The sequence below is a fragment of the Clostridium magnum DSM 2767 genome (assembly GCF_001623875.1).
GTDB lineage: Bacteria > Bacillota > Clostridia > Clostridiales > Clostridiaceae > Clostridium_AM > Clostridium_AM magnum.
In genome coordinates, this window is the sequence record NZ_LWAE01000008.1 from 134,335 (window position 1) to 160,266 (window position 25,932).

Below are 25,932 nucleotides of genomic sequence, written 5' to 3' on the forward strand. Positions count from 1 at the left end.
TACTTAGATCAATTAGGAGGAATAGCATGGGCAAAAACCTTAATATAGAAAAAGTGATGATAATAGGATCAGGACCGATTATAATTGGGCAGGCAGCTGAATTTGATTACTCAGGTACCCAAGCATGTAAAGCGATAAAAGAAGAGGGCATAAAAACCATTTTGGTAAATAGCAACCCAGCTACTATAATGACAGACTTACACATAGCTGATAAGGTATATATAGAACCATTAAATTTGGAAAGTCTTGAAGGAATAATCAAAGAGGAAAAACCAGATGGGTTACTAGCTGGTTTTGGAGGTCAAACTGCTCTTAATTTAGGTCTAGAATTAAAGGAAAAAGGAATTCTTGATAAATATGGAGTTAAATTATTAGGCGTAAATGAAGAGTCTATAGAGAAGGCTGAAGATAGAGAAGAGTTTAAAAAACTTATGGTTGAAATTGGCGAACCTGTTGCGATGAGCGTTATTGCTAATAATATAGAACAGTGTAAAGCCTTTGTAGAGAAATATGGATATCCTGTAATTATAAGACCTGCTTTCACTCTTGGTGGAACAGGAGGCGGTATAGCAGATAACCATGAAAAACTAATAGAAATTTGTGAAAGAGGTATGAGTGCTAGTCCAATAGGACAAATTTTATTGGAACAAAGTGTAGCTGGATGGAAGGAAATTGAATACGAAGTTATAAGAGACGGAAAAGATAACTGTATTATCGTATGTAATATGGAAAACATAGATCCAGTTGGTATTCATACAGGAGATAGTATCGTAGTTGCGCCATCTCAGACCTTAACAGATAAAGAATATCATATGTTAAGACAATCAGCTCTAAAAATAGTTAGAAGCCTGAAGATTCAAGGTGGATGTAATGTACAATTTGCACTAGATACTAAAAGCAGTGAATACGTAGTTATTGAGGTAAATCCAAGAGTAAGTCGTTCAAGTGCTTTGGCATCTAAGGCAGCAGGTTATCCTATTGCAAAGATAGCAGCTAAAATAGCAATTGGCTACAGTTTAGATGAACTTAAAAATTATGTTACACAAAACTCAAGTGCTTGCTTTGAACCAAGTCTTGACTATGTTGTAGTAAAAATACCTAAGCTGCCTTTTGACAAGTTTGCAAAAGCAGAGCGCAGTCTAGGTACTCAAATGAAGGCCACTGGTGAGGTTATGGCTATCGATAGAATTTTTGAAGGAGCTCTATTAAAAGCTGTAACTTGTCTTGAAGGAAAAATAATAGGTTTAAAGATTGCATCAGTAGAAGATATGGGCGATGATGAACTGCTTTTAAAGATCTCTAAGCAGGATGACGAAAGATTATTTGCAATTGCAGAGGCTTTTAGAAGAAATATTTCTATTGAACAAATTGAAAAGATTACAAAAATAGATATATGGTTCTTACACAGCATAAATAATATAGTTCAAATGGAATTAAGACTGAGAAATGAAGAATTTAGCATTGAGCTAATACATGAAGCAGAATCAATGGGATTTACAGATGCATATATATGTGAATGCACTGGTCTAAAGCAGGAAGCACTAGATAATATAAAGAAAATAAATCAGATTCGACCTGTGTATAAAATGGTAGATACCTGCAGCGGAGAATTTGAATCTGAAACACCATATTATTATAGCTGTTATGAACTTGAAGATGAAAATATTATATCTGATGAAAAGAAGATAATAGTTATTGGTTCTGGACCAATAAGAATAGGTCAGGGAATAGAATTTGATTATTCTTGTGTTCAGGGAGTATGGGCTATAAAAGAAGCTGGCTACCAATCTATAATAATAAATAACAATCCTGAAACTGTAAGTACAGACTTTGATACAGCAGATAAACTTTACTTTGAATCTTTATATATAGATGATGTAATGAATGTTGTTAATTGTGAACAACCAGAAGGTGTCATAGTACAACTGGGAGGGCAGACATCAATTAATTTAGCACAGAAATTACAGGACAGAGGTGTTAAAATATTAGGAACTTCTGTAGAAGCAATAGATGAGGCAGAGGATAGAGATAAGTTTAGAATGTTATTAGACAAAATCAATATTCCTACCCCACAAGGTGTAGCAGTTACAAGCATTGAAGAAGCAATTAAAGCTGCACCAGAACTTGGATATCCTGTAGTTGTAAGACCTTCTTATGTAATAGGCGGTCGTGCTATGCAGGTAGTGTACGATGAGGCTTCACTAGTAAAATATATGACTGAAGCAGTAAACCTATCAAATGAGCATACTATATTGATAGATAAGTATATCAAAGGTACTGAAATAGAGGTTGATGCTATTGCAGATGGGGAAGATATATTAATTCCTGGTATAATGGAGCATATTGAAAGAACAGGAGTACATTCTGGTGATAGTATTACAGTTTATCCTCATATTACTTTAAAACCTGAAGTAGTAGATACTTTGGTTAAGTATACTAAGCTTATTGCTAAAGAACTTAATATTGTAGGTCTTGTAAATATACAATATGCCTATAATGGAGAGAATGTATATGTAATTGAAGTAAACCCTAGAGCTTCAAGAACTGTGCCAATACTAAGTAAGGTAACACAAATACCTATGGTAAAATTAGCTGTAGATGCAATGCTTGGCAAAAAGCTAAAAGAATCACCTTATGGTGTTGGTTTAAAACAAATTAATAAATTCTACGCAGTAAAAGCACCAGTTTTCTCCGGTGAGAAAATAGTAAATGCAGATATGTATTTAGGACCAGAGATGAAATCCACTGGAGAAGTTTTAGGTATTGATGAAGATTTAGATATAGCAATTTATAAAGCTTTTAGTGCTGCAGGGAACCATATACCAGTTGAAGGAAGCATTTATGTATCTTTTAATGATATAGATAAAAATGAAGGATCTGAAATTGTTAAAAAGTATTGTGAATTAGGATTTAAGATATATGCATCTGAAGGTACGGGAATGTTTTTACAGAATGAGTGTATTGAATGTAGTATAGTAACTTTTGAAGAAGCTAAAGAATTAATATCAAGTGGGGAGCTTAATCTAGTAATCAATACTCCAACTATAGGCAATAATGATACTAGACAAGGTTTCAAGTTAAGAAAAAGATGTTTAGAAATGGCAGTGAGAGCATTTACCTGCATAGATACTGCAAAAGTATTTTTAACTGCAATAGAGGTAAAGAAATACGACAAAGAAGTAACTTATAAATCTTTAAATCAATATTTTCTAGAATCATAAAACGGAAACTTAACTTATACTCCGAAATATGCTACCAAGCTTTAGCACTGTTAAATGATAGCAAAGAACGTATATAGATTTGTGTAAATTCAAATCTATATACGTTCTTTTGCATGTATAGTTGGTAATTATGGTAATAATAACATTAAAGATAAAAATACAAATATAGGTTTATATACGGAAAAATAAAAACAATCATGTTTAATTTTAAAGCATTTTAACAACAATGGCAGCCATTTCTTTAGGAGGAACCTTCATATCATCCTTTAGCCACTGTTGTATTACTCCAATACAGCCTGATATGGCGAAAGGCATGCAATAATGAGCTTCTGTTTCTGAGGTTGTATTGTCTAGAGGAATCTTGCAGTGGTTTATAGCATCCTTAAGTTTTTCTATAAAAGTATGATCCCCATCATGACGAAGAAATATCTTGCACATTTCAGAATTAATCTGTATGAACTCAAATAGATAGATAAAAAAAGATAGCATGTCATCATATGTGGTAGCTTTCTCTGAAAATTTCTCATAGGTCTCGCTGAAATCATTAATCAGTTCAGATTCTATCTTCTCTACCATATCAAATATATCTTTGTAGTAAAAATAAAAAGTTGATCTATTAACATTTGCTAAGTCAGTAAGCTCTTTTACTGTAATATTATTAATTTTTTTTTCAGACATAAGCTTTGTTAAAGATTGAAGTAGAGCTTTTTTAGTTCTCTGTATACGCCTATCAAGTTTCTTTTCTTCCATCATAAAAACTCCTTAAAAAATATTTTGATAGTTATCCAACACCTGTAGGTTTTGTGCTGGATAACCGACAAATCCAAAGTACATTAATGCTTGAAGATGTATAATTTACCTTTTATAATAAACACATGTTGGATAAAGTGCAAGTGTTTTATATATTCTAATATAATTATTTAAATTACAGGAGGTATAACATGAATAAAAAAATTCTATCTGTTTGTTCTTTATTTATAAGCATAATTATACTAGGTGGATGCGGCAGCAAAGGGGACTCGGAAAAAAGCAATACTAAAAGTTACCCTGTAAAAACTTTAGAGGTAAAAAATGAAAACTACCCTATTTCTTTAGAATATGAAGGAATAACAGGAGGCAGTGAAGTGAGAAAGCTTTCTTTTAAGAGTTCTGGAAAAATATCTAAAATATATGTGTCAAAGGGACAACAGATAAAAAAAGGTGATTATTTAGTTGATTTAGATAAAAGTGATTTAAACCTTGATATGGAAGCTTCTAAAGCACAGATGGATTCAGCCTCTGCACAGTATAGTAAGGCAGTAAATGGTGCTGAAGAGCAAGATATAAATAAAGCTGAGATAGCAGTGAAAAATGCTGAGGATAACTATAATTATTATAGGGACTTGTATGATAAAAATGCTAAACTGTATCAAAGTGGAGCAATTTCAAAGCAAGAATTAGAGGGTGCCAAGCTTCAAGCAGATAGCTATGAAAGTGCTTTAAATAGTGCGAGACAAACTCTACAGCAGCTCCAAAATGGAGCTAGAAAGGAAGATAAACAAGGACTTCTAGCTCAATTAAACGCTGCAAAGGCTAGTTATGATTCAAAAGTAAATTTAGTACAGGACGCTTCCTTAACCTCAGATGTAGATGGTTATGTTGTAGATGTACTCTGCAGGGAAGGGGAAATGCAGTCTGCTGGTAATCCTGCTGTTTTATTAAGAAGTGAAAATCAAGTTGTTACAATAGGGTTATCCTCTGATGATGTTAAGAAAGTAAAAACAGGAACAAAATCACAGGTTAAAATCAATAATGATAAGGTGGAGGGAGAAATCATAAATATAGTTCAAATGTCAGATAAAACCTCTGGAACCTATAGTGCTGAAATTAAGCTGTTAAATCCCATCGATAACAGTACATTTTATATTGGCGACACTGTAAAAGTTTATGTTAGTGTAGGGGATAAGAATTCCATATGGATTCCTATTAGCAGTATTTTAAATGATGGAGAAGACTATGTCTATATAGTAGAAAATGGACATGCTACTAGGAAAAATGTAACCTTAGGGGCTACAAATGAAGGTAAGGTTGCAGTAGAAGGCTTAAAACCTAATGACAATCTTATTATTGAAGGCATGAAAAATATAAAAGCTGGTTATGGGGTTACAATAAAGTAAAGGAGAATTAATTATGAGATTAATTAAAGCAGCTATAAAAAATAAAAAAATTGTACTTGTTTTAGTAGCTATTGCTATTATAAGTGGCTTCTATTGTTACTACATTATTCCTAAGCAAGAAAGTCCCGATGTTTCATCTCCTGCTGCCATGATTACCACTATATATCCTGGGGCTTCCTCCAGTGATATAGAAAAGTTGGTCTCAAAAAAGATAGAGGACAAGGTAGAAGAGATAAGTGGTTTTGATTATGTAGAATCCTACTCGCAAAATAGTGCATCTATAGTTATTGTCAACTTAAATAATGATGCGGATAAAGACAAAGCCTGGAGAGAGTTAAGAGATAAGATAAAGGATTTAAAGTCTGAGCTTCCAGATGGCTGTGAGGAGAGTCAGATAGACACCAAACTGACAGAGACTGCAGGTATGATTATAAGTATATCGGGCAAAAATTATACTTATGAGCAGTTAGGAAATTATGCGGATGATATAAAGAAACAATTGAGTAGTGTCAGTGGTATTTCTAGATTTGATATAGAAGGCAAACAGAAAAAGCAGGTAAAAGTAGAAGTATACTTAAGTAAAATAAATAAATATCCTATTTCTATTGAAGATGTATGTTCTGTATTAAAAGCACAAAATATAGATATTCCTTCAGGATCTTTGAATTTAGCTAGTGGAAAAATAAAGGTTAAAACACCAGGAGCCTTTACCTCCATTCAAGATATACAAAATACTATTGTTGGCGTATCAAGTACTACCGGGGAAACTGTAAAAATTAAAGACATAGCAAAAGTAGCTATGGATTATGATGATGATTCTGATTATAAATATACCAATAATGGAACTAACGCAGTTTTACTATCAGGCTACTTTCAAGATAATAAAAATATAGTCTTAATAGGTAATGATACAACAAAAAAACTAGATGAAATAAAAAAACAGCTTCCAAAGGATTTAGCTGTAGATCAGGTTATATTTCAACCTAAGGATGTAAATAATTCAGTATCATTTTTTATGAAGAATCTTAAAGAAGGTGTAATCCTAGTAGTTATAGTGGTGCTCATAGGTATGGGAATAAGAAATGCCTTAGTAGTATCTTCAGTTATTCCTATATCCATAGGCATGTCTTTTTTAGTAATGTATGTACTTGGAATAAAAATTCAGCAAATGTCTACTACGGCACTAATCATAGCACTGGGAATACTGGTGGATGATGCTATTGTAATAGGCGATATTATCCAGGTAGGAATAGATGAAGGAATGACTGGAGATGAAGCAGGTGTTAAGGGTATAAATAAATTGTTTGTACCTGTATTTACTTCCACATTAATTATTGTTGGAGCCTTTTTACCATTGTTAACAATCCCTGGTGCAGTGGGTGAATTTTTAAAAACTTTACCTCAAGTAGTAATAATTTGTGTAACCTGTTCCTATATATCAGCTTTACTTATAACTCCAGCTATGTCTTCCTTAGCTTTTAAAAAAAGCAAGAGTGCTGATAAGGAAAGTAAGATTAGAAAAATGTTCCACAAACTTTTAACTTATGGACTTGGGAACAAAAAGAAAGTTATTATTGCGGCTCTTGCAGTATTCATAGTGTCTGTGGGAATAGCACAAACCTTAGGGATGCAATTTTTCCCTCGCGCAGATAAAGATATAGTATATGTGGATATTACCAACGAAAAAGTTGAAGATATTAACAGTACATCAAATTTGGTAAAGCAAGTGGAAGATGTACTTAAGTCACAAAAGGAGATTACTTCATACACTTCAGCCATAGGTGGAGGTATGCCTAGATTCTATATTACTTTACCTACAACAACTCCAGCAAAGGATACTGCTCAAATTTTAGCAAATGTGGATTTAACTAAAACGAAGAAGTTTGAAAGCAATCAAGAACTGGCTGAGCATGTGCAAGACGTATTAGATGCTAAAATCTCAGGAGGCACAGCTACAGTAAAACTATTGGAGGTAGCTGAACCAATCGGATCCCCTGTAAGATTAAGACTTACTGGAGATGACCTGGACAAAGTCTATGCAGCCTCAGATAAGATACAGCAACAGCTAAAAAGCATTCCTGGAACCTCAAACGTAAGAGATGATGCCGCAAAAAAGACTTATGAATATGAGGTGAATATAGATACCGCAAAAGCATCATCACTTGGTTTATTAAAGTCAGATGTCTTAAAGCAGATAAACATTGCTTTAAAAGGCTACAGCAGTTCTGTATATAGAAAAAATGGTAGTGAGTATGATATATTAGTTAAAACTAATATATCCACTGTAAAGGAGCTTGAAAACTTACAAATTAAATCTAGTGTTACTGAAAATAAAGTGTTGTTAGCACAAGTAGCTTCTATTGCCTTGAACTCAGAGTTGGATCAGATAAAACATTATAAGAAAGATAAGACAATTACTGTATATAGTGATGTAAAAACAGGTTATAACTCTGTAGATGTAGAAAATGCACTAAGCAGTAAGCTAAGTAAAATAGACTTAGATGGAGTAAAGGTTATTTATGATGGTGAAAAGTATCAGATAGAAAAGAACTTTACCAGCCTTGCTTTAGCAGGAGTGCTTACTATATTAATAATTTATATACTGTTGTTTATTCAATTTAAATCCTTTATACAGCCTCTTGTAATTATGTGTTCTCTACCACTATCCCTGATAGGGGTAGTAATAGGACTTCTAGTATTTAGAATGCCACTATCATTAACTGCTGTAATGGGTATAATAAGTCTAATTGGGGTAGTTATAAGAAATGCCATATTGCTTATAGAATATATAATTGAAGGAAGAAGTGAAGGTCTATCTATAGATGAAGCTTGCCTTCATGCTGTAAGCCAAAGATTTAGACCTATAATATTAAGTTCTGCAGCAACCATTACGGGGATAATTCCGCTTGCATTTTCAAAGAGTGCCTTGTTTGGACCTATGTCAGTAACAATAATGTTTGGTCTTTTAACTGCAACTTTCCTTACTTTTATTGTCGTTCCTGTTGTATATTCTTTAGTTAATACAAAGTTAGAAGGTAAAAAATTAGGGAAAGCAGAGGGATTGGTAACTGATAAAGCGAAATACATTATTGATAAACTCAAAGACATTAAAAAATAAATTAATATTTAGGGGCTATATGATCCAAAAAGAGGACGTTTGTTATTAGAAACTTCCTCTTTTTAGAGCATTTTTACCAATATAGAATTTAAGTATCATTTAAATTTGCATAACAATTCAAAATACCATTTATTCTCTTAAGAAGAGCTATCCTTAGTAATACCTAGCATAAGCTAATGTTTGATGATGGATACCTATATATAGATTTAGGAACTAAGCAAAAAATTAGTTGTAATGTAAATTCCGTAGAGAAGAGAGTCCTCTGAGGCATCAAAGTTAGGGGAGTGGAGTGGGTGCTCACCTTTTACTCCGTCTGAAATACCTAATCTAAAATGTACAGAAGGTACCTTTTCAGCAAAGAATGAAAAGTCTTCAGCGGCAAAGGTTTTTTCTAAAGGTAAAACATTTTCATCACCAATAAGTTCTTTAGTCAAATCCATAAACTTTTTAGCAAGATCGTTATCGTTTATTAAAGGTGGATATTGAAAACTATAGTTTACTTCAGAACTACATCCATATTTTTCAGCACTTGATTTTACAGTATTTTGGATATCTTCATATAGTTTATTTCTCAAATTATTGTCAAAAGTTCTAACGGTGCCAAGTACCTTTGACTCATTAGATATTACGTTTGGTGCAGTGCCGCACTGCATAGAAGAAAAAGTTATAATATGAGAATTTAATGGATTTTGTTCAATACGAGATTTTATATTCATGCTTTCAATAAAATCTATAGCAGGGTATATAGGATTTTTACATAAATGAGGCATAGCAGCATGACCTCCAACTCCTTTAAAGGTTACATGAAAGTCATCTACAGAAGCCATTGAAGGACCACCAGCAACTTCTATCTTACCAACTGGCACCATAGGCCAAACATGAAAGCTTATCATAGATTTAACAGTAGGATTCTCAAGAACACCCTGTTCTATCATAGGAAGAGCTCCGCCTTCGCTCTCTTCTGCAGGTTGAAATATAAACTTAATACATTTCTTACAGCCTATCTTTTTTAGAAGTAAAGCTGTACCTAAGGTTATTGCCATATGATAATCATGGCCACAAGCATGAGAAACCCCATTGACAGGCAAAGCATCCATATCTGCTCTTATAGCAATACAATCCTCGCCTTCATTAAGAGTAGCAACAACCCCAGTATTAAAAAGCACCTGAGTTTTAATTCCTAACTCCTTAAAAAACTCCAATATTATCCCTTGAGTCTTAACTTCCTTAAAAGAAAGCTCAGCATTACAATGCAGTCTATCCCAAATATCCTTCACTTCCTGTATATTTTCCTCTACTAACTTCTTCAAATCCATTATAACTCACCTTTCTTTATATATGATTTAGATAAAATAGTAGTCTATTAGCAAATTGATACTAATAGACTACAGGTTAAACTTATATTTTGCAAATATTTATATATGTATTAGATGTATCATTTCATAAATTAAGTTAATTCCATAAAAACACTTTTAGTTTTCATATAGAGTTTCTGATTTATAAACTAACTTATTATATTGATCAAAATTTATTAATTCTAAGGTTTTAACTGTATATAATTAAATCTCATACTTAGAGATATTGTAAAAAATCTTAAAATAATTATATGATTGGACTGAGTGATATTATCTTAATATATAGAGTTTGTAACTAGAAAGTTGACTTATACGAAGGGATATTGGGCTAATTCTGAAAGCACATTTAAATACTTTTTTATGAGTCTTAGTGAGGAATTTGATAAAAGCTTAGAATCTTTGATTGTTTGAGCGTTAGCGAGTTATCAAAGATTCTTAGCTTTTATTAAATTCTGAGCTTTAGACTCATTAAAAAGTATTTAACGTGCAGAAGAATTAGCCCAATATCCCGTAGCATAAGTCAACTTTCGGCTGCACACCTCTATATATTAAGACACCATTTCCTTCATTGCAAGTTCTAGTAAAGCCATAGCTTCATCAATGTCTTCCTTTGTTACATTTAAAGGAGGAAGAAGTCTAACAACATCTGAACCAGCTGTTACAACTAAAAGTCCTTTTTCAAAGCACTTATTTACTAAATCTTTAAATTTTCCATCATTGATACTAATTCCAATTAAAAGACCCATACCTTTTATTTCATTTATCAACCCATACTTTTCTTTTAAAACAGCTAGCTTGCTTCTTAAATAAGCTTCCTTTTCAGGGATACTATCTATTATTTTCCCATCTATTAATTCATCTAATACTGCTAAAGCAACTGCACAAACAAGTGGATTTCCTCCGAAGGTACTTCCATGATCACCAGGAACAAATGCACTTGCAGCTCTTTCGTTAGCTATAGTTGCACCAACAGGGAAACCACCACCAAGTGCTTTTGCAACAGTGATAATATCAGGGATAACACCGAATTTTTTATAAGCAAAAAGGCTTCCTGTACGACCCATACCACATTGAACTTCATCAAAGATCATAAGAGCATTATACTGATCGCATAGACTACGTAGTTCTTTTAAGTAGTCAACATCAGCATTATTAATTCCACTTTCCCCTTGTATAGGCTCTATAATAACCCCGCACACATTTTCATTAAAATTTTCTTTTAACTGGTTTATGTCATTAAATTTTATGTTTTTAACTCCGCCCATTAATGGCATAAAGTCTTTTTGATATTTTGGCTGACCAGTAACGGATAAAGCACCTACTGTTCTTCCATGAAATGAATTATCCATATATAAAATTACGTTTTTATCTCCATTTCCATGAAGGGTACCGTATTTTCTTGCTATTTTAAGAGCACACTCATTTGCTTCAGTTCCACTATTACAGAAGAATACTTTATCATGATCACTGTTTTCTGTTAATTTTTCTGCAAGTAAGGTGTGTTTTGTATTCCAATAATAGTTAGATAACTGTACAAGGTTATTGCTTTGCTCTACAACTGCTTTTGTTATAGCAGGGTGGCAATGGCCAAGACAGTTAACAGCAACTCCGGAAACAAAATCTATATACTCTTTTCCATTTGTGTCGTATAATTTAACACCTTTTCCCTTTTCAAATGTTACATCAAATCTTCCATAAGTATTCATTACACTACTTTTTGACATCTTTCAATCCCTCTTTCTTTTATAATTTTAGTACCGAAATCCTTAGAAATACTATTTAGTAGACTATGTTCTTTTCTTCCATCTACCAAATGAACTTTTTTAGCACCTTTTTCTAAGGCTTCTACACAGCATTCCAGCTTAGGCAGCATACCACCCTTTATTATACCAGAATCACTGTATTCTTTAATTTCATTTATAGATATGGAGGAGAGTAAAGTTGAAGGATCATTAATGTCCTTGTACACTCCTTCAACATCAGTCACAATAAGTAATTTTTCTGCTTTTAATACTCCACTTACAAATGCTGCTACATAATCTGCATTTATGTTGTAGCTTACACCATTTTTATCAGTACCTATAGGAGAAATTACTGGAATCATATTTTTTTCTAATAGAGTCAATAAGAAATTTTTATTGATTCTAACGACATCGCCTACGAAGCCGATATCTACCTTTTCACCATTTCCATAGACATATCTTTTTTCACATTGAACTAAATTACTATCTTTACCACTAATGCCCACAGCATTTAAGCCATATTTACTTAGGTTTGAGGTTAAGTTTTTATTTACCTTACCGGATAAAACCATTTCCACTATTTCCATAGTAGCTTCATCAGTCACTCTTAAGCCTTTTACAAACTCACTTTTAATACCTATTTTGTTAATCCACTTATTTATTTCTGGACCTCCACCATGGACTATTATAATATTGATACCTGAGTTTATAAGGTGTATAATATCCTCTATGAAAGCTTTTTGGGCATTTATATTATTTATAATACTTCCACCATATTTTATAACAAAAGTTTTTCCTTTATACTGAGAAATACCATTTATGGCATCTGCATTTACTGACTTATCTATTTTTATCATAATATCCCTCATTTCAAATGTGTATGAGAATAATTATACATTCATATTAATAAATATGCAACATTCTATTGAAATTTTTCTTCTTTTGATGCATAATAAGTTTATAAAAAATTTAATGAATTACTGAGGTGATAATTATGATAAAGGTGGGCATATTAGGGGCAACTGGATATGCAGGACAACAATTGGTGTGGATTTTACGTAATCATCCGCAAAGTGAAATAGTTTTTATTAGTTCACATAGTTATGCAAATACTCAATATAGTGATATTTATAATAACTATAATGGGTTATTGAAAGATGTATGTATTAACATGGAAGAAGCAGAAAATAAACTTTCATTAATAGATATACTTTTTATAGCGCTTCCTCATGGTAAATCCTTTGATATAGTAAAAAAGGCTTTACAGCAGGGCGTTAAGGTAGTAGATTTAGGTGCAGATTACAGATTAAAATCTCCAGAAGTTTATAAAGAATGGTATGGATTAGAGCATGAATACAAAGAAGTGTTAGAAGAGGCTTGCTATGGTTTAGTAGAATTAAATCGTGAAGATATTAAAAATGCTTCATTGGTAGCTAATCCGGGCTGTTATCCTACTGCCAGTGCCCTATCATTATATCCTTTACTTAAACATGGATTTATAAATCCAGATTCTATAATTATAGATGCTAAATCTGGTGTAACAGGTGCTGGCAGAAATGCAAATATATCAAACCTTTTTACTGAATGTAATGACTCAGTAAAGGCATATGGTATAGCAAGTCATAGACATACTCCAGAGATAGAACAGATGCTAAGTAGTGCTTGCAAAGAAGACATAACATTAAACTTTACACCACATTTAGTACCTATGAACAGAGGTATTTTAGCTACCTGTTATGCTAAATTAAATACCAAAATTAGTACTGACGAACTAAAAGATATATATAAATCTTTTTATAAAGATGAGTATTTCGTAAAGATAATAGAAAGCTTACCAGAGACTAAGTGGGTAAGAGGGTCTAATTTATGTCATATTAATCTTAAAGTAGATGGTAGAACTAATAGAGTTATTGTTGTAGCAGCTATTGATAATTTAATTAAAGGAGCTGCTGGTCAAGCGGTGCAAAACATGAATCTTATGTTTAATTTAAAAGAAACAACAGGGTTAGAATTTATATCAATGGCAATATAACTAATATATTGTAAATCTGTAATAGAAAAAGATCAATTAATAATTTAATAGAAAATTATGAGGCTTTAAAACTGTAGTTAGATTAGTATAATTTAACTACAGTTTTTATTTTTATAGTTTTTGGAGGAGGCAGGAATTTTTATACAATATATATATTTATATGTAGACAATAAATTTACAGAAAATCACGAAAAAAATGCAGAAGAGATTGGAGGAATTTTTGATGAATTTTCTCGTAATATAGAAGACTTGTTTAATTGCATGGTAAATGGGGCTAGATGGGATTTGGAGGAACTTAGAGATTTTACTAGAAGAATTCAAAGTGAATTAAAAAATACTAATGCTATTATAAAGAATATAGTGCTTTATGGAAGTGGAAATGATGTTATATATAAAGATAGTTTAGGAAAATTATATTATAGATTTTGTAAAATATTTATAGATAATATAATAAATTATTATATGGGAGAGAAGGTATTATTAAATACCAACAAGGAGTGTAAAATAATACAAATTAATGTGAATTACTTGTGTCGTCTTCTTTTGTTTGATGGTTTAGAATTTATAGATTTAAAATTAGAGAGAGATCTATATGTGAAAAAATTGATTGTATAAACCTTAAATAACAAAGAATCACTATCAGAAGTTATTGATAGTGATTCTTCTTAGTATGAGAACTGAGAAGGATGTCCTAAAATACTGTATGATTCTGCGTTTTTAACAGTGTTTTGAGATTAGTTTACTTCATTTGAAACTGTTTCATCCTCTTTTTGTCTTTTATTTAATCCAAATCCATAATAACAACCAACTAGAATTAATAACCAAATTGGTCCTACAATAACTGCTATTAAAGTATCTGGACTGAAGCACATTACTATAACTACAAAAGCTAAGAATGCCATACTAATATAGTTGGAAAATGGATATAGTGGCATTGGGAATTTTAATTTAGATACTTGTTCTGGATTAAGTTTTTGTCTAAATTTCATTTGTGCTAGTAATATTATGAACCATGCAAAAACTCCTGCGAAAGTTGCAACACTTGTAACATATCCAAATACCTTACCAGGAACAACATAGTTAAGGAAAACACCTATAAGCATACAAAATGATGAAACTAAAATTCCTTTCATTGGAACTTGTGATTTACTAAGTTCTCCAAACACTTTTGGTGCTGAACCTTGAAGAGAGAGGTTATAAAGCATACGACCTGTTGTGAAAATACCACTATTACAGGAAGATAGTGCAGCGGTTAATACAACAAAGTTTATAATTCCAGCTGCGGCGCCAATTCCAAGCTTGCTAAATGTCAAAACAAATGGGCTACCCATTGTTCCTATCTTGTCCCATGGATAAATAGCCATTATTACACCTAATGCACCTACATAGAATATCATAATTCTCCAGAAAACCTTGTTTATAGCTGATGGTATAGTTTTATCGGGATTTTTTGCTTCACCTGCTGTAACACCAATAAGTTCGATTCCAACAAAAGAGAAAGCTACCATAACTAAAGCCATAATAGGACCACTAAATCCTTTAGGGAAGAAACCTCCATTAGACCAAAGATTTGAAATACCTGTTGCAATACCTCCATTACCTAATCCAGTAGTAATCATTAGTACTCCAACTATTATCATAGCAATAATTGTCACAACTTTGATAAGTGCAAACCAGAATTCAAACTCTCCAAAAGCTTTTACTGCAATTAAATTTACAAGTGTCATACAAAGAACGGCTACAAGAGCTGATACCCATTGTGGAACTCCAGGTAACCAGAAATTAATATAAACACCTACTGCAGTAACCTCTGCCATACAGGTTACAATCCACATGAACCAATAAGTCCATCCTGTTAAATATCCAGCAAGAGGACCTATGTAGTCATTTGCGTAAGCACTAAAGGAACCAGCAACTGGTTTTTCTACTGCTATTTCTCCAAGGGCACGCATTATACAGAATAATATAGCTCCGGCAATAATATATGCCAATAATAGCGCTGGACCTGCTTTGTTAATAGCTCCTGCAGATCCTAAAAATAAACCAACTCCAATGGCACCACCAATAGCCATTAATTGAATATGTCTTTCTTCCAAGCCACGATGTAGTTCTTCCTGTGGTAAATCATTTTTTTCATTCATAAGTTTTGCCCCCCAAAAAATATATTATGTGATTTAGTAGAATTATTTTTTAGATACCACCTCCATAAAAATAATAAAAGAAAACATGCAATTATAAAAGTTTAGAAGTGCAATTGTGTTAATATTATGAACATGAATATAATACCACAATTCACATACAATTACAACGAAACTTTGACCAAAATTAGGCATTTATGGGTATGTAGTGAATAATATCTTTCATTTTCATATGATATCAATGATTTCCATAAAGTTTCTAAGCTTCAAGGTATATTTTAAAATTGTAGTTAAGTTGTGATTTAATTGTAACTAAACTGTAACAATTGAGGAGTAAGATACATACATAAGCTCAATAGGAAAATACAATTATGAGCAAAGATATTTATATTTGAGGTGAGGTAAATGCGTAATGGCATAGTTTATTCAATTGTAGTACCTTTATACAATGAGGAACTTGTTATAGATGAAAGTTATAAAAGACTAAAAAAAGTTATGGATTCTACTAAGGAAAATTATGAGATTATATTTGTAAATGACGGAAGCAGAGATAAAACAAGAGAAAAAGCAGAAATCATATGTAGAAATGATGAAAGAATAAAACTAATTAATTTCTCACGAAATTTTGGTCATCAAGCTGCAATAACAGCAGGGATGGATTTAGCTTATGGAGATGCTGTTGTTGTAATAGATGCAGACCTTCAAGACCCGCCTGAAGTCATTCTGAAGATGATTGAAAAATGGAAGGAAGGTTATGAAGTTGTATATGGAAAAAGAGTAAAAAGAGAGGGGGAAACATTTTTCAAAAAAGTCACAGCAAAGATTTATTATAGGTTGTTAAAGAGCATGACAAGTGTGGATATTCCTGTAGATACAGGAGACTTTAGACTTATAGATCGAAAAGTGTGTGATTCTTTAGTTTCTCTTCCAGAAAAAAATAGATATGTAAGAGGACTTGTTAGTTGGGTTGGATATAAGCAAACATCTGTGGAATTTATAAGGCAAGAGAGATTTGCTGGTGACACAAAATATCCTTTGAAAAAAATGATAAAATTAGCTTTTGACGGTATAACTTCATTATCATACAAACCACTTGTATTTGCAGGATATTTTGGAGGTGCAGCATTTTTAATAGGTATGATTTTAATGATTACTGTTATTATAAGAGACTTAATCAAGAAAACTGAAATACTAAATCTAGGATTAATTTTGGCAACAAATATAATGATGTTTGGTTTTATGCTTGGATGCATTGGTATAATGGGTCAATATATCGGAAGAATTTTTGATGAAAGCAAAGGAAGACCTATATATATAATTGATAGTACAATAAATTATAAGAGAGCTGATAAAAGATATGAAATTAGTAGTTAAAGTAAATAGTTATATTTTCAATGGAAAGTTCAAGCATTTGAGCCGATTTTCTATGATAGGAGTAATAAATACTATCATAGATTTTACAGTATTTACGATATTTCATAGTTTGTTTGGAGTAAGTTATGTTTTCAGTCAAGGTTTGGGATATGGTTTAGGAGTAGTAAATAGTTTTCTATTAAATAAAAAGTGGACTTTTGCAGATAGAAGAGCTAACAAAAGGTCCTTTTATGAATTCTTGCAATTTGTTGTAGTTAACTTAATTTCTCTTATAATTACAATGATAGCTATGAGTCTGTTAGTACAAAATCTTAATTTAAATGTATATATAGCTAAAGTACTAGTAACTGTTATAGCTCAAGTAACTAATTTTCTTGGGTATAAGTTATGGGTATTTAATTAATATAGATTATAATAAATAAAAAGTTCTAGGAGGACAAGTAAAGGTGAAAAAGGTTAAATTTACAAAGGAAACTTTTGGATTGGTAATGATTTTAATACTATCTTCAGTATTGAATTTAACTAATTTGGGAATAGAGGGATATGCAAATCAGTATTATGCAGCGGGTGTAAAAAGCATGACAATGAGTCTTAAAAACTTCTTCTTCGTATCCTTCGATCCTGCATCATTTGTGACTATTGATAAACCTCCACTAGGGTTTTGGATACAAACTATATCTGCAAAGATATTTGGATTTAGTGGATGGAGTATAATTCTTCCACAGGCTATTGCAGGAGTAATTTCTGTTTGGGTTATATATCGTGTTGTGAAAAGATCCTTCGGCAGTGCTGCAGGGCTAATTTCAGCGTTATGCCTTGCAGTTACACCAGTTTTTGTTGCGGTAAGCAGAAATAATACTTGTGATAATCTGCTTGTCTTAACTTTACTTTTAGCTTGCTGGGCACTTTCTATAGCTGCTGAAAAAGGAAAATTAAAATATCTCTTAATAAGTTTAGCCCTTGTAGGAGTTGGCTTTAACATAAAGATGCTGCAGGCCTATATGGTAGTACCAGCTTTATATATAACTTATCTTCTTGCTAATTCAGTTTCTATAAAAAAGCGAATAGTACACCTTATTGCAGGTACAGCTGTTCTTATAGTAGTATCATTCTCCTGGGCTGTGGCTGTGGATTTAACACCGGCAGCTAACAGACCTTATGTGGGAAGTAGTACAAGTAATTCAGTATTGCAACTTATATTAGAACATAATGGGCTAGAGAGACTTGGCATTGGTGGTACATCAAACTCTGCACCAGGTGGTAATCCTGGAGCTAATATGCAGAGACAAAATGACAGAGATCAAATAAAATCAGAAAATCAAACAGATGCTGCTTCTAGTGTAGCTAAAGGACAATCTATTCAAGGTAATAATACAGAAAATTCCTCTGCTAATGCTGGCGGACAGGGTATGCCAGGAGGAGCTCCTAATGGCAATGGACCAGGGCAAGGAATGCCTCCAGAAGCTCCACCGAATGGTGATGGTCAAAGACAAGGTAGTCCTGGAAGTAATGGCGGCGGTCAAGGAGGAACCTTTGGAGGCAAGGAAAAGTCAAGTATTACAAGACTATTTTCTAATAACAGTTTATCAGACCAGATAATTTGGTTGTTCCCTCTTGCAATATTTGGATTTATAGCGGCGGGGATAAAAGAAAAACTAGGAAAATCCTTTGATAATAAAAGAAAACAGTTATTAGTATTATGGTTTATGTGGATGCTTCCAGAATTTATATATTTTAGCTTTACAACAGGGTTGTTCCATCCATATTATTTGACTATGCTCGCTGCGCCAATTGCAGCCTTAACAGGAATTGGAATTGTGTCAATGTGGGAGCTTTATAAGGAAGGGGGATGGAAATCTTGGATATTACCAGCAGCACTTATTGCAGATGGATTAGTTCAAGTGTTATTAATATCTTATTACTATAGTACATCAAATGTGGCAAAGATTATAATCATAATAACATCAGTTTTATGTTTTGCATCTTCCCTTATACTGATTATTGTTAATCTAATAAAAAATAAAAATACTAAACTTAAAAAAATAGCATTGAGCACTGCGTTAATAGGACTTTTAGTAGCACCTACAGTTTGGTCTGGTACTACTATGTTTTATGGAATGTCTGGAAGCTTCCCGTCTGCTGGACTATCACTAATGTCTAATAAACAAATGGGAGGAGCAGGTATGAATTCTGGTAACAATAGCAATTCAAAGCTAATAGAATTTTTACAAAGTCATAAAACAAATGAAAAATATCTTCTTGTAACCTCATCTACTAACGGCTATGCTTCAGATATAATAATTAAAACAGGTGAAGCTGTAATGACGTGGGGGTTCTTTGGAAATGATAAAGCCATAACTCTGGATCAGTTTAAGGAACTAGTTAATAAAGGTGAAGTAAGATATGTTATGGTAGGTGGCCAAGGTGGTAGCAATGATATCATGAACTGGGTCAAGGCAAATGGTAAAGTTGTTTCGGAAAGTGAATGGAAGGATTCTAATCAATCAAATAATAAGGTAAGCAATATAAAGGAAACTAATAACCAAGACGGAAATTCAACGGATAAAAGTTCCAGAGGATTTGGAGGCGGAAATTCTGAACAACTTTATGACCTAAAAGGAATCTCTACTACTTCCACAAAATAATAAATTAAATGGTGCAGAGTTAATTTGCACCATTTTTAGTTAAGAGTTGAGAATTAAGAATTAAGAGTTAATGAAGTTTTTTCTTAACTATGTTAAGAAAAAACAATAAATTAATTTTTGTTATTTTTAACGTAGTTAAAAATAACTTCCACAACTCTTAACTCTCAACTCTTAACTCTTGACTTTTTTATATTGTGTGGCAATTTTTACGATTGTAACGAAATTGTAATAAAAGTATGATATATTAAGGTAAGTAATAGTTTTTTGGAGGGATAATATGAACGGCAAAAAGATATTAGTAGTTGATGATGAACCATTAATTAGAAAGCTTGTTACAGATTTTCTTAAAAGAGAAGGCTGTGTAACCATTGAAGCAGAGGATGGACGTAAGGCTTTAGATTTGTTTTCAGATGAAAAAAATATAGATTTAATAATTCTTGATGTTATGCTTCCTGAATATGATGGCTGGACTGTATGTAGAGAAATAAGAAAAAAGTCTAAAGTTCCTATCATAATGCTTACTGCAAGAGGAGAGGAATTTGATGAGGTTTTTGGCTTAGATATCGGAGCAGATGAATACATTGCAAAGCCCTTTAGTCCAAACATATTGATAGCTAGAGTAAAAGCTGTGCTTAGAAGAACAATGACTGAGGATACTACTGTTCTTAAAGAATTTGATGGGCTGGCAATAGATCATAATGCACGGCAGGTAGTTATTGAAGGGCAGTCAATTGATCTAAGTCCCAAAGAATATGAGCTCTTAGACTATCTTACTGAGAACTATGGAAAGGCGCTAAGCAGAGAACAGATTTTAGATAAGGTATGGGGATATGATTATTATGGAGATTTAAGAACAGTGGATACGCATATTAACAGATTAAGAATAAAATTAGACTCTAAAAGTGAGTATGTACACACTGTTAGAGGCTATGGTTATAGATTTGAGGTTGAAAAATGAGTAAATCTATAAGATCAAAGCTTTTTATTTCAATAACTTTTCTATTAATATTTTTTATTTCTGTTTTATGTGTAGTAAATAATTTATATCTGGAGCAATATTATATAAAGAAAAAGAAAAATATACTTAGAGAAAATGCGAAAAATATAGTAAGTATTTATAACGGGAATATAAATGATATACAAGATGAGTTGGATAGAACTGCTAATATAACAGGTGGTAATATTGATATACGTAATGAGGATGGAATAATGATTTATAACTCAGGCCGTAAACAGCTAGAGGATAAGCATATACAAGATGACGGCCCTTTCAAAACAGGTCTGAAACCACCGATAAACCAGCCACCGGAACCGGATGGTGATAAAGTTACCGAATACACAGAAGGGCAATATACATTTGAAAACCGCAGAGATTTCAAGATGAAAATAGATTTTCTTACTCTTGCAACACGGCTAAGTGATGGAAGCATACTTTCTATAAAAGTGCCTTTAGTTTCGATAAGAGAAAGTGTGGATATTGCAAACAGGTTTATAATTATCACAGGTATTATAATTATGATTTTAGGAAGCGTATGGGCCTATTTATTTTCAAGAAGATTTACAAAGCCAATATTAGAGTTAAATAATATTGCTAGAAACATGTCTAAGTTTGACTTTACTCAAAAATATAACGTAAACCGCAGAGACGAAATTGGCCAGTTGGGACAAAGTGTTAACCATCTGTCTGGTGAGCTAGATAGAGTGATTACAGAATTAAATGTAAAAAATAAGAAACTTGAAGAAGATATTGAGAAGGAAAGAAAAATAGACGAGATGAGAAAGGAATTTGTTTCTAGTGTTTCTCATGAATTAAGAACACCGTTATCAGTAATACAGGGTTATGCGGAGGGACTTATTAGTAATGTTGCGGAAAGTGAAGAGGATAGAAAATTTTATTGTGACGTTATTATAAAAGAAACGGACAAAATGAATAAGTTGGTAAAGGATTTGATGAATCTTTCACAGATTGAATCCGGTTATTTCCAAATTGAAAAAACTGAATTTGATATAACATCTTTAATAGAGTATGTTCTCAATAAATATGAAACAATATTTGCAGAAAAAAATATCCAAATACAATTTGATCTTGGAGAAAGTTGTACTGCCTATGGAGATATGGTAAGAATTGAGCAGGTACTTACAAACTATATTAATAATGCCCTTAACCACGTGGATGGAGATAGAGTTATTAAAACAAGTAAAGTGCTTACTCAGGATAAAATAAGAGTAAGTGTATTTAATACAGGAAAACATATACCTGAAGAGTCTTTGGAAAAACTATGGAACAGCTTCTACAAAGTAGACAAAGCAAGGACGAGAGCTTATGGTGGATATGGACTTGGACTTTCTATAGTAAAAGCCATTCAAGAACTTCATAACAACTCTTATGGTGTAGAAAATGTTGAGGGTGGGGTAGAATTTTGGTTTGAGGTAGAGAAAGCCTAATGAAATAATCCTCCAATATAAAAGTTATAACGATAAAGAATATACAATAGACTTTGCAATAATTAAACAAATAAAGTATAATATCTTTTGTTTAAGAAAAAATAATTTTAAATACACAGGAGTATATTAAAAATGAGAGCAAGTTACAAAAACCCAAAGGAACTATCAAGCAAATTGAGAGATTTAGTTGACACATATCTTGAGGGATTGTTAGACTATGAGGAATTGGAAAGAACAATTATTGCTATAATAAATGCTAATGAAGATAGGGTGTACAAAAATGGATTTATGCCAACAAAATTAGCAGGTGTCTTAGGTACTGAAAGAGTAGATATTATAAATAAGATAGCAGAAACAATAAAATAATTAATAGAGAAACAGTGCAGCTGCAAGAATTAAATGTCTTGCAGCTGTTTCTAATTTTACTCTGTACAAACCTCAGGTTGCTTTTTATTATTAATTTTTGAGGATTTAAACATAACAACGGAAGTATATATTATTACACATACTACTACCCATTTTAGTACACTTAAAGGTAATGATTTTACAACATATGCAGCTATTAATACTCCAATTGAGCCTAAAATACCAATGGCTACTGAAGCTTTTGTTGAATAGGCTCCGTTTTTTATGAACTGATAAGATGAAAAAGGCATCAGCAGTGCGCAGGAACCCATCATTATAGGGAAGGCTGCCTTAGCACCCATTCCTAATGCAAAGACTAAGGCCATACACGGCGCGTAGAGTCCTATGCCTATAGTCATAAGTGCACCAAACACGAAGTTTCCGATAATTCCAATCACTAAGGTTATTCCTGTAAGACCTACAGCATCTCCGCCTATAGGGAAAAGCTTTAACTGTCCAGCAGTCATAAGTGCAGCTACTACTAAAAGAGCTATTCCCATAGAAATTTGAATAGTTTTTTCATCAAATTTAGATACAAATTTAGCACCTACAATAGCACCTATAACTGCAGATGCTAACATGCTAAACAGTGTTACAGGTTCTACCTTTATAACTGTTATAAATATAATTGCTTCTAATGTAGTAGGGATGGTATTAGCCACATTTAAGGTCCCTGGAAGCTTTTTGTCTTCTATTAATTTAAGGTTTTTGAAAAGTGAAGTTTCTATAGCAAAGCTTCCTATTCCTAAAGTATCAAAAAAATTAGCTAACATACCAATAAGTCCTAGTTTTATAAAACTTCCTTCTTCTAAGGTACCTTCTTTTTTCTTTTTAATATAATCTTTTGTAAGTAAAAGAGAATACCAAATGCAGCTTAAAATCATAAACGATAGTACAAATATTAACATATTTTTTCTCCTTTAAACCCTCTGTTTTAATTCAAATTTCAAATTTTATTTACTTAATTCTACAATATTTTTATATTCTTTTCAATAAAATTTAATTTTATAAGGTTTTAAAGAAGAAAGTGGCGTCAAATAGATATACATAGGAATGGGAGAACTAAGTTAAGTTCCCGCAGTGATTAACTTGAACTTATTGGTAACTCAATTATAAATACGGCACCGAACTCTGAATTTTCAGCTTTGATTTTTCCATTATGCTTCTCAATAACATTTTTACTTATAGATAAACCCAGTCCAAAATTGCCCTTTTTACCCTTATAGAACCTTTGAAATATATTTTCAATTTCCTTTGGATCAAAGCCTGGTCCGTCATCTGATATAGTAAGTTCCACTTTGTCATTAGCAATTATTTTAGTTGTTAGCATAATAACACTATCTGCATATCGTATACAGTTACTTAGTATATTAGTAATTGCACGACAAAGTTTTTCTTCATCTGCATATATTTCAATATTTTTATTAAGATTATCATTGGTAATTTTTATATTGCTCTGCATGGCAATACCACTTAAACGATCAATGCAATTATTTATTAATTCATTAAAGTCCAAGTTAACACAGTGATAACTCTCTTCAATTGTATCAAGTCGAGATAAGTAAAGTAAATCCTCTACTAAATGGGTTAAACGTTTGGTTTCATCAAGTATAACATTAACGCCAGTGTTATTATCTATAACATCATATTTTATACCCTCAGCATAGCTTTGAATAGACATAAGTGGAGTCCGAAATTCATGGGATACATTCTGGAGAAAAGTTTTCTGTGCTTTATCGTATGTTTCAAGTTTTTCAGACATAATATTTATATTATTTACAAATTCACGGAGCTCATCATCCACTGGCATATGAATTTTGGTCCCAAAATTCCTTTCTGCAATAGCTCTTATATGTTTGTTAAGAGAGGAAAAGGGTGCGGATATTTTTTTAGAAATAAGGGAAGAAAATATTAAAATAATAATGGCTGAGAAGATTAAAATAACAAAAAGAATAATATTTATTCCAAACTGAAGTTGAATTACTTTTTCCAGGCTGGAGTATATGACTATCCAACCTAAACCAAAAGAGTTTTTAGTAGAAACTGGTTTGATTATTGCTATATATTTGGTACCAGATAAATAGAAGTTTAAATATGTTTCATTATCTGGATTTTTAGATTTATTGATCTCATCAGTTATTTGATGAAGCAGATCAGTAGGCGGTGTAAAAGAATCTTTTGGAGAAGGAGTTACTATATTCTTGCTTTTATCAAGTAAAATATAGTCTGCATTTAAAACTGTAAGAGATTCTTTTAATGAACGGTCCAATTTAAAATAGAATTTTAGAATGTCATTATTATTTTTGGGGTCAAGAGGAGGTGGCGGCGGCATCATTTCAGATCCTGTAAAGGCATCTGGTCCATGCTGTAACGCAGTATGTTCCGTATTTGATGCAATTTTATTTAGCTGATTAACAACATCTTTTTCAATATATAAACGGACAGCAATATTAAATATGATTGTAGCTAATGTAATGAGCATTATGATTAAAACAAGATTATATTTAAAAATTCTCCACTTAATTGTATTCCTCTTCATAGTATCATTCCTTATCTTGTATTTTAAAACCAAATCCCCATACAGTAGCAATTTTTAAAAGGGAACCAGCATCTAATAATTTTTTTCTAATTCTTTTTATCATATCATCAGTAGCCCTAGTTTCTACATCATTTTCAAATCCCCAAATTTTATCTAATAGCTCGCTGCGGCTAATTGCTCTATTTTTATTTACTGCTAGATAATAGAGTAACGAAAATTCCATTCCTGTAAGACCTATGTTTTTATTACCAAACTGAGCTTGTTTAATGTGATAGTTTATTGAAATATCTGAAATATTAATAACTTGATTATATTCAGTACGAGTCTTGTCCAATTCAATTCTTCGAAAAATACTTTTGATTCTAGCAATGAGTTCCATCGGACTAAAAGGCTTAGTAAGATAGTCATCACTTCCTAATGTAAGTCCAGCTATTTTATCCGGTTCTGTATCTTTGGCAGATACGATTATTATTGGTACAGAACTTTTTTTTCGGATAGATGAGCAAAGAGAAAAACCATCTATTTCTGGCATCATAACGTCAATTACCAACATATCTGCTGGTCTATTGTTAAAAGCTTCAAAAATTGAACGACCATCATTAAAGGTCTCTACTTCAAATCCTTCCTTAACAAGAAAGGATTTGATTATATTACAGATATTAATTTCATCATCAGCAATATATATTAGTTTTTTATCCATATACTTCAATCACCTCTTAATCAATTTTACCATAAGAAGACTGGAATATCATTCAGAATTCT

19 protein-coding genes are annotated in these 25,932 nt (G+C 32.1%); 11 read left to right on the forward strand and 8 right to left on the reverse strand.

Annotation, left to right across the window (positions count from 1 at the left end):
* Nucleotides 1-26: 26 nt before the first annotated feature.
* Entirely contained in the window at nt 27-3,221 is a 3,195-nt protein-coding gene (gene carB / locus CLMAG_RS24165) for a carbamoyl-phosphate synthase (glutamine-hydrolyzing) large subunit (protein WP_066628672.1), read from the forward strand.
* Nucleotides 3,222-3,428: 207 nt separating this feature from the next.
* Here carB and CLMAG_RS24170 read toward each other — a convergent pair whose 3' ends face one another.
* Nucleotides 3,429-3,971 (reverse strand): TetR/AcrR family transcriptional regulator, encoded by a 543-nt coding sequence (locus CLMAG_RS24170; protein WP_066628673.1) that lies wholly within the window; start codon nt 3,969-3,971, stop codon nt 3,429-3,431.
* Between the two features lie 191 nt (nt 3,972-4,162).
* Between CLMAG_RS24170 and CLMAG_RS24175 the strand changes: the two genes are divergently transcribed.
* Together CLMAG_RS24175 and CLMAG_RS24180 are read left to right on the forward strand one after the other, a co-directional pair.
* Nucleotides 4,163-5,377 (forward strand): efflux RND transporter periplasmic adaptor subunit, encoded by a 1,215-nt coding sequence (locus CLMAG_RS24175; RefSeq protein WP_066628674.1) that lies wholly within the window; start codon nt 4,163-4,165, stop codon nt 5,375-5,377.
* Nucleotides 5,378-5,390: 13 nt separating this feature from the next.
* On the forward strand, nt 5,391-8,495 hold the full coding sequence (locus tag CLMAG_RS24180; RefSeq protein ID WP_066628678.1) for an efflux RND transporter permease subunit: 3,105 nt from the start codon (nt 5,391-5,393) through the stop codon (nt 8,493-8,495).
* A 206-nt stretch (nt 8,496-8,701) separates the two neighbouring features.
* Here CLMAG_RS24180 and CLMAG_RS24185 read toward each other — a convergent pair whose 3' ends face one another.
* The 3 genes from CLMAG_RS24185 to argB all read right to left on the reverse strand — a co-directional run bounded on the left by CLMAG_RS24185 (nt 8,702) and on the right by argB (nt 12,449).
* The gene (locus CLMAG_RS24185) at nt 8,702-9,811 is read right to left on the reverse strand and encodes a M20 metallopeptidase family protein (protein WP_066628680.1); all 1,110 of its coding nucleotides are present in this window, start codon (nt 9,809-9,811) and stop codon (nt 8,702-8,704) included.
* A 587-nt stretch (nt 9,812-10,398) separates the two neighbouring features.
* Entirely contained in the window at nt 10,399-11,574 is a 1,176-nt protein-coding gene (locus CLMAG_RS24190) for an aspartate aminotransferase family protein (protein ID WP_066628682.1), read from the reverse strand.
* Nucleotides 11,556-12,449 (reverse strand): acetylglutamate kinase, encoded by an 894-nt coding sequence (gene argB, locus CLMAG_RS24195; RefSeq protein WP_066628685.1) that lies wholly within the window; start codon nt 12,447-12,449, stop codon nt 11,556-11,558. The genes CLMAG_RS24190 and argB overlap by 19 nt, the downstream gene beginning before the upstream one ends.
* A 137-nt stretch (nt 12,450-12,586) precedes the next feature.
* Between argB and argC the strand changes: the two genes are divergently transcribed.
* Together argC and CLMAG_RS24205 are read left to right on the forward strand one after the other, a co-directional pair.
* Nucleotides 12,587-13,624, forward strand: a complete 1,038-nt coding sequence (gene argC / locus CLMAG_RS24200; RefSeq protein WP_066628690.1) for an N-acetyl-gamma-glutamyl-phosphate reductase — start codon at nt 12,587-12,589, stop codon at nt 13,622-13,624.
* A 120-nt stretch (nt 13,625-13,744) separates the two neighbouring features.
* Nucleotides 13,745-14,239 (forward strand): hypothetical protein, encoded by a 495-nt coding sequence (locus CLMAG_RS24205; RefSeq protein ID WP_066628693.1) that lies wholly within the window; start codon nt 13,745-13,747, stop codon nt 14,237-14,239.
* Between the two features lie 119 nt (nt 14,240-14,358).
* Here the strand turns inward: CLMAG_RS24205 and CLMAG_RS24210 are convergent, their stop codons facing one another.
* Nucleotides 14,359-15,765 carry an amino acid permease gene (locus CLMAG_RS24210; RefSeq protein WP_066628696.1) on the reverse strand — a complete coding sequence of 469 codons (1,407 nt, stop codon included), beginning with the start codon at nt 15,763-15,765 and terminating at the stop codon, nt 14,359-14,361.
* Between the two features lie 402 nt (nt 15,766-16,167).
* Between CLMAG_RS24210 and CLMAG_RS24215 the strand changes: the two genes are divergently transcribed.
* The 6 genes from CLMAG_RS24215 (at nt 16,168) to CLMAG_RS24240 (ending at nt 22,592) form a co-directional block, all read left to right on the forward strand.
* On the forward strand, nt 16,168-17,136 hold the full coding sequence (locus CLMAG_RS24215; protein WP_066628700.1) for a glycosyltransferase family 2 protein: 969 nt from the start codon (nt 16,168-16,170) through the stop codon (nt 17,134-17,136).
* Nucleotides 17,120-17,539: a GtrA family protein gene (locus tag CLMAG_RS24220; RefSeq protein ID WP_066628703.1), complete on the forward strand. Its 420-nt coding sequence runs from the start codon at nt 17,120-17,122 to the stop codon at nt 17,537-17,539. The genes CLMAG_RS24215 and CLMAG_RS24220 overlap by 17 nt, the downstream gene beginning before the upstream one ends.
* Nucleotides 17,540-17,582: 43 nt before the next feature.
* The gene (locus CLMAG_RS24225; protein WP_066628706.1) at nt 17,583-19,781 is read left to right on the forward strand and encodes a glycosyltransferase family 39 protein; all 2,199 of its coding nucleotides are present in this window, start codon (nt 17,583-17,585) and stop codon (nt 19,779-19,781) included.
* 277 nt (nt 19,782-20,058) lie between these two features.
* Nucleotides 20,059-20,739, forward strand: coding sequence for a response regulator transcription factor (locus CLMAG_RS24230; protein ID WP_066628709.1), 681 nt, complete (start codon nt 20,059-20,061; stop codon nt 20,737-20,739).
* The gene (locus CLMAG_RS24235) at nt 20,736-22,226 is read left to right on the forward strand and encodes a sensor histidine kinase (protein ID WP_066628712.1); all 1,491 of its coding nucleotides are present in this window, start codon (nt 20,736-20,738) and stop codon (nt 22,224-22,226) included. The genes CLMAG_RS24230 and CLMAG_RS24235 overlap by 4 nt, the downstream gene beginning before the upstream one ends.
* Nucleotides 22,227-22,358: 132 nt before the next feature.
* Nucleotides 22,359-22,592 (forward strand): TIGR04540 family protein, encoded by a 234-nt coding sequence (locus CLMAG_RS24240; RefSeq protein WP_066628715.1) that lies wholly within the window; start codon nt 22,359-22,361, stop codon nt 22,590-22,592.
* Between the two features lie 56 nt (nt 22,593-22,648).
* Here the strand turns inward: CLMAG_RS24240 and CLMAG_RS24245 are convergent, their stop codons facing one another.
* The 3 genes from CLMAG_RS24245 to CLMAG_RS24255 all read right to left on the reverse strand — a co-directional run bounded on the left by CLMAG_RS24245 (nt 22,649) and on the right by CLMAG_RS24255 (nt 25,870).
* Nucleotides 22,649-23,539, reverse strand: a complete 891-nt coding sequence (locus CLMAG_RS24245) for a sulfite exporter TauE/SafE family protein (protein WP_066628716.1) — start codon at nt 23,537-23,539, stop codon at nt 22,649-22,651.
* Nucleotides 23,540-23,715: 176 nt separating this feature from the next.
* Nucleotides 23,716-25,170 (reverse strand): HAMP domain-containing sensor histidine kinase, encoded by a 1,455-nt coding sequence (locus tag CLMAG_RS24250; protein WP_066629052.1) that lies wholly within the window; start codon nt 25,168-25,170, stop codon nt 23,716-23,718.
* Between the two features lie 4 nt (nt 25,171-25,174).
* The gene (locus CLMAG_RS24255; RefSeq protein ID WP_066628719.1) at nt 25,175-25,870 is read right to left on the reverse strand and encodes a response regulator transcription factor; all 696 of its coding nucleotides are present in this window, start codon (nt 25,868-25,870) and stop codon (nt 25,175-25,177) included.
* Nucleotides 25,871-25,932 lie beyond the last annotated feature (62 nt).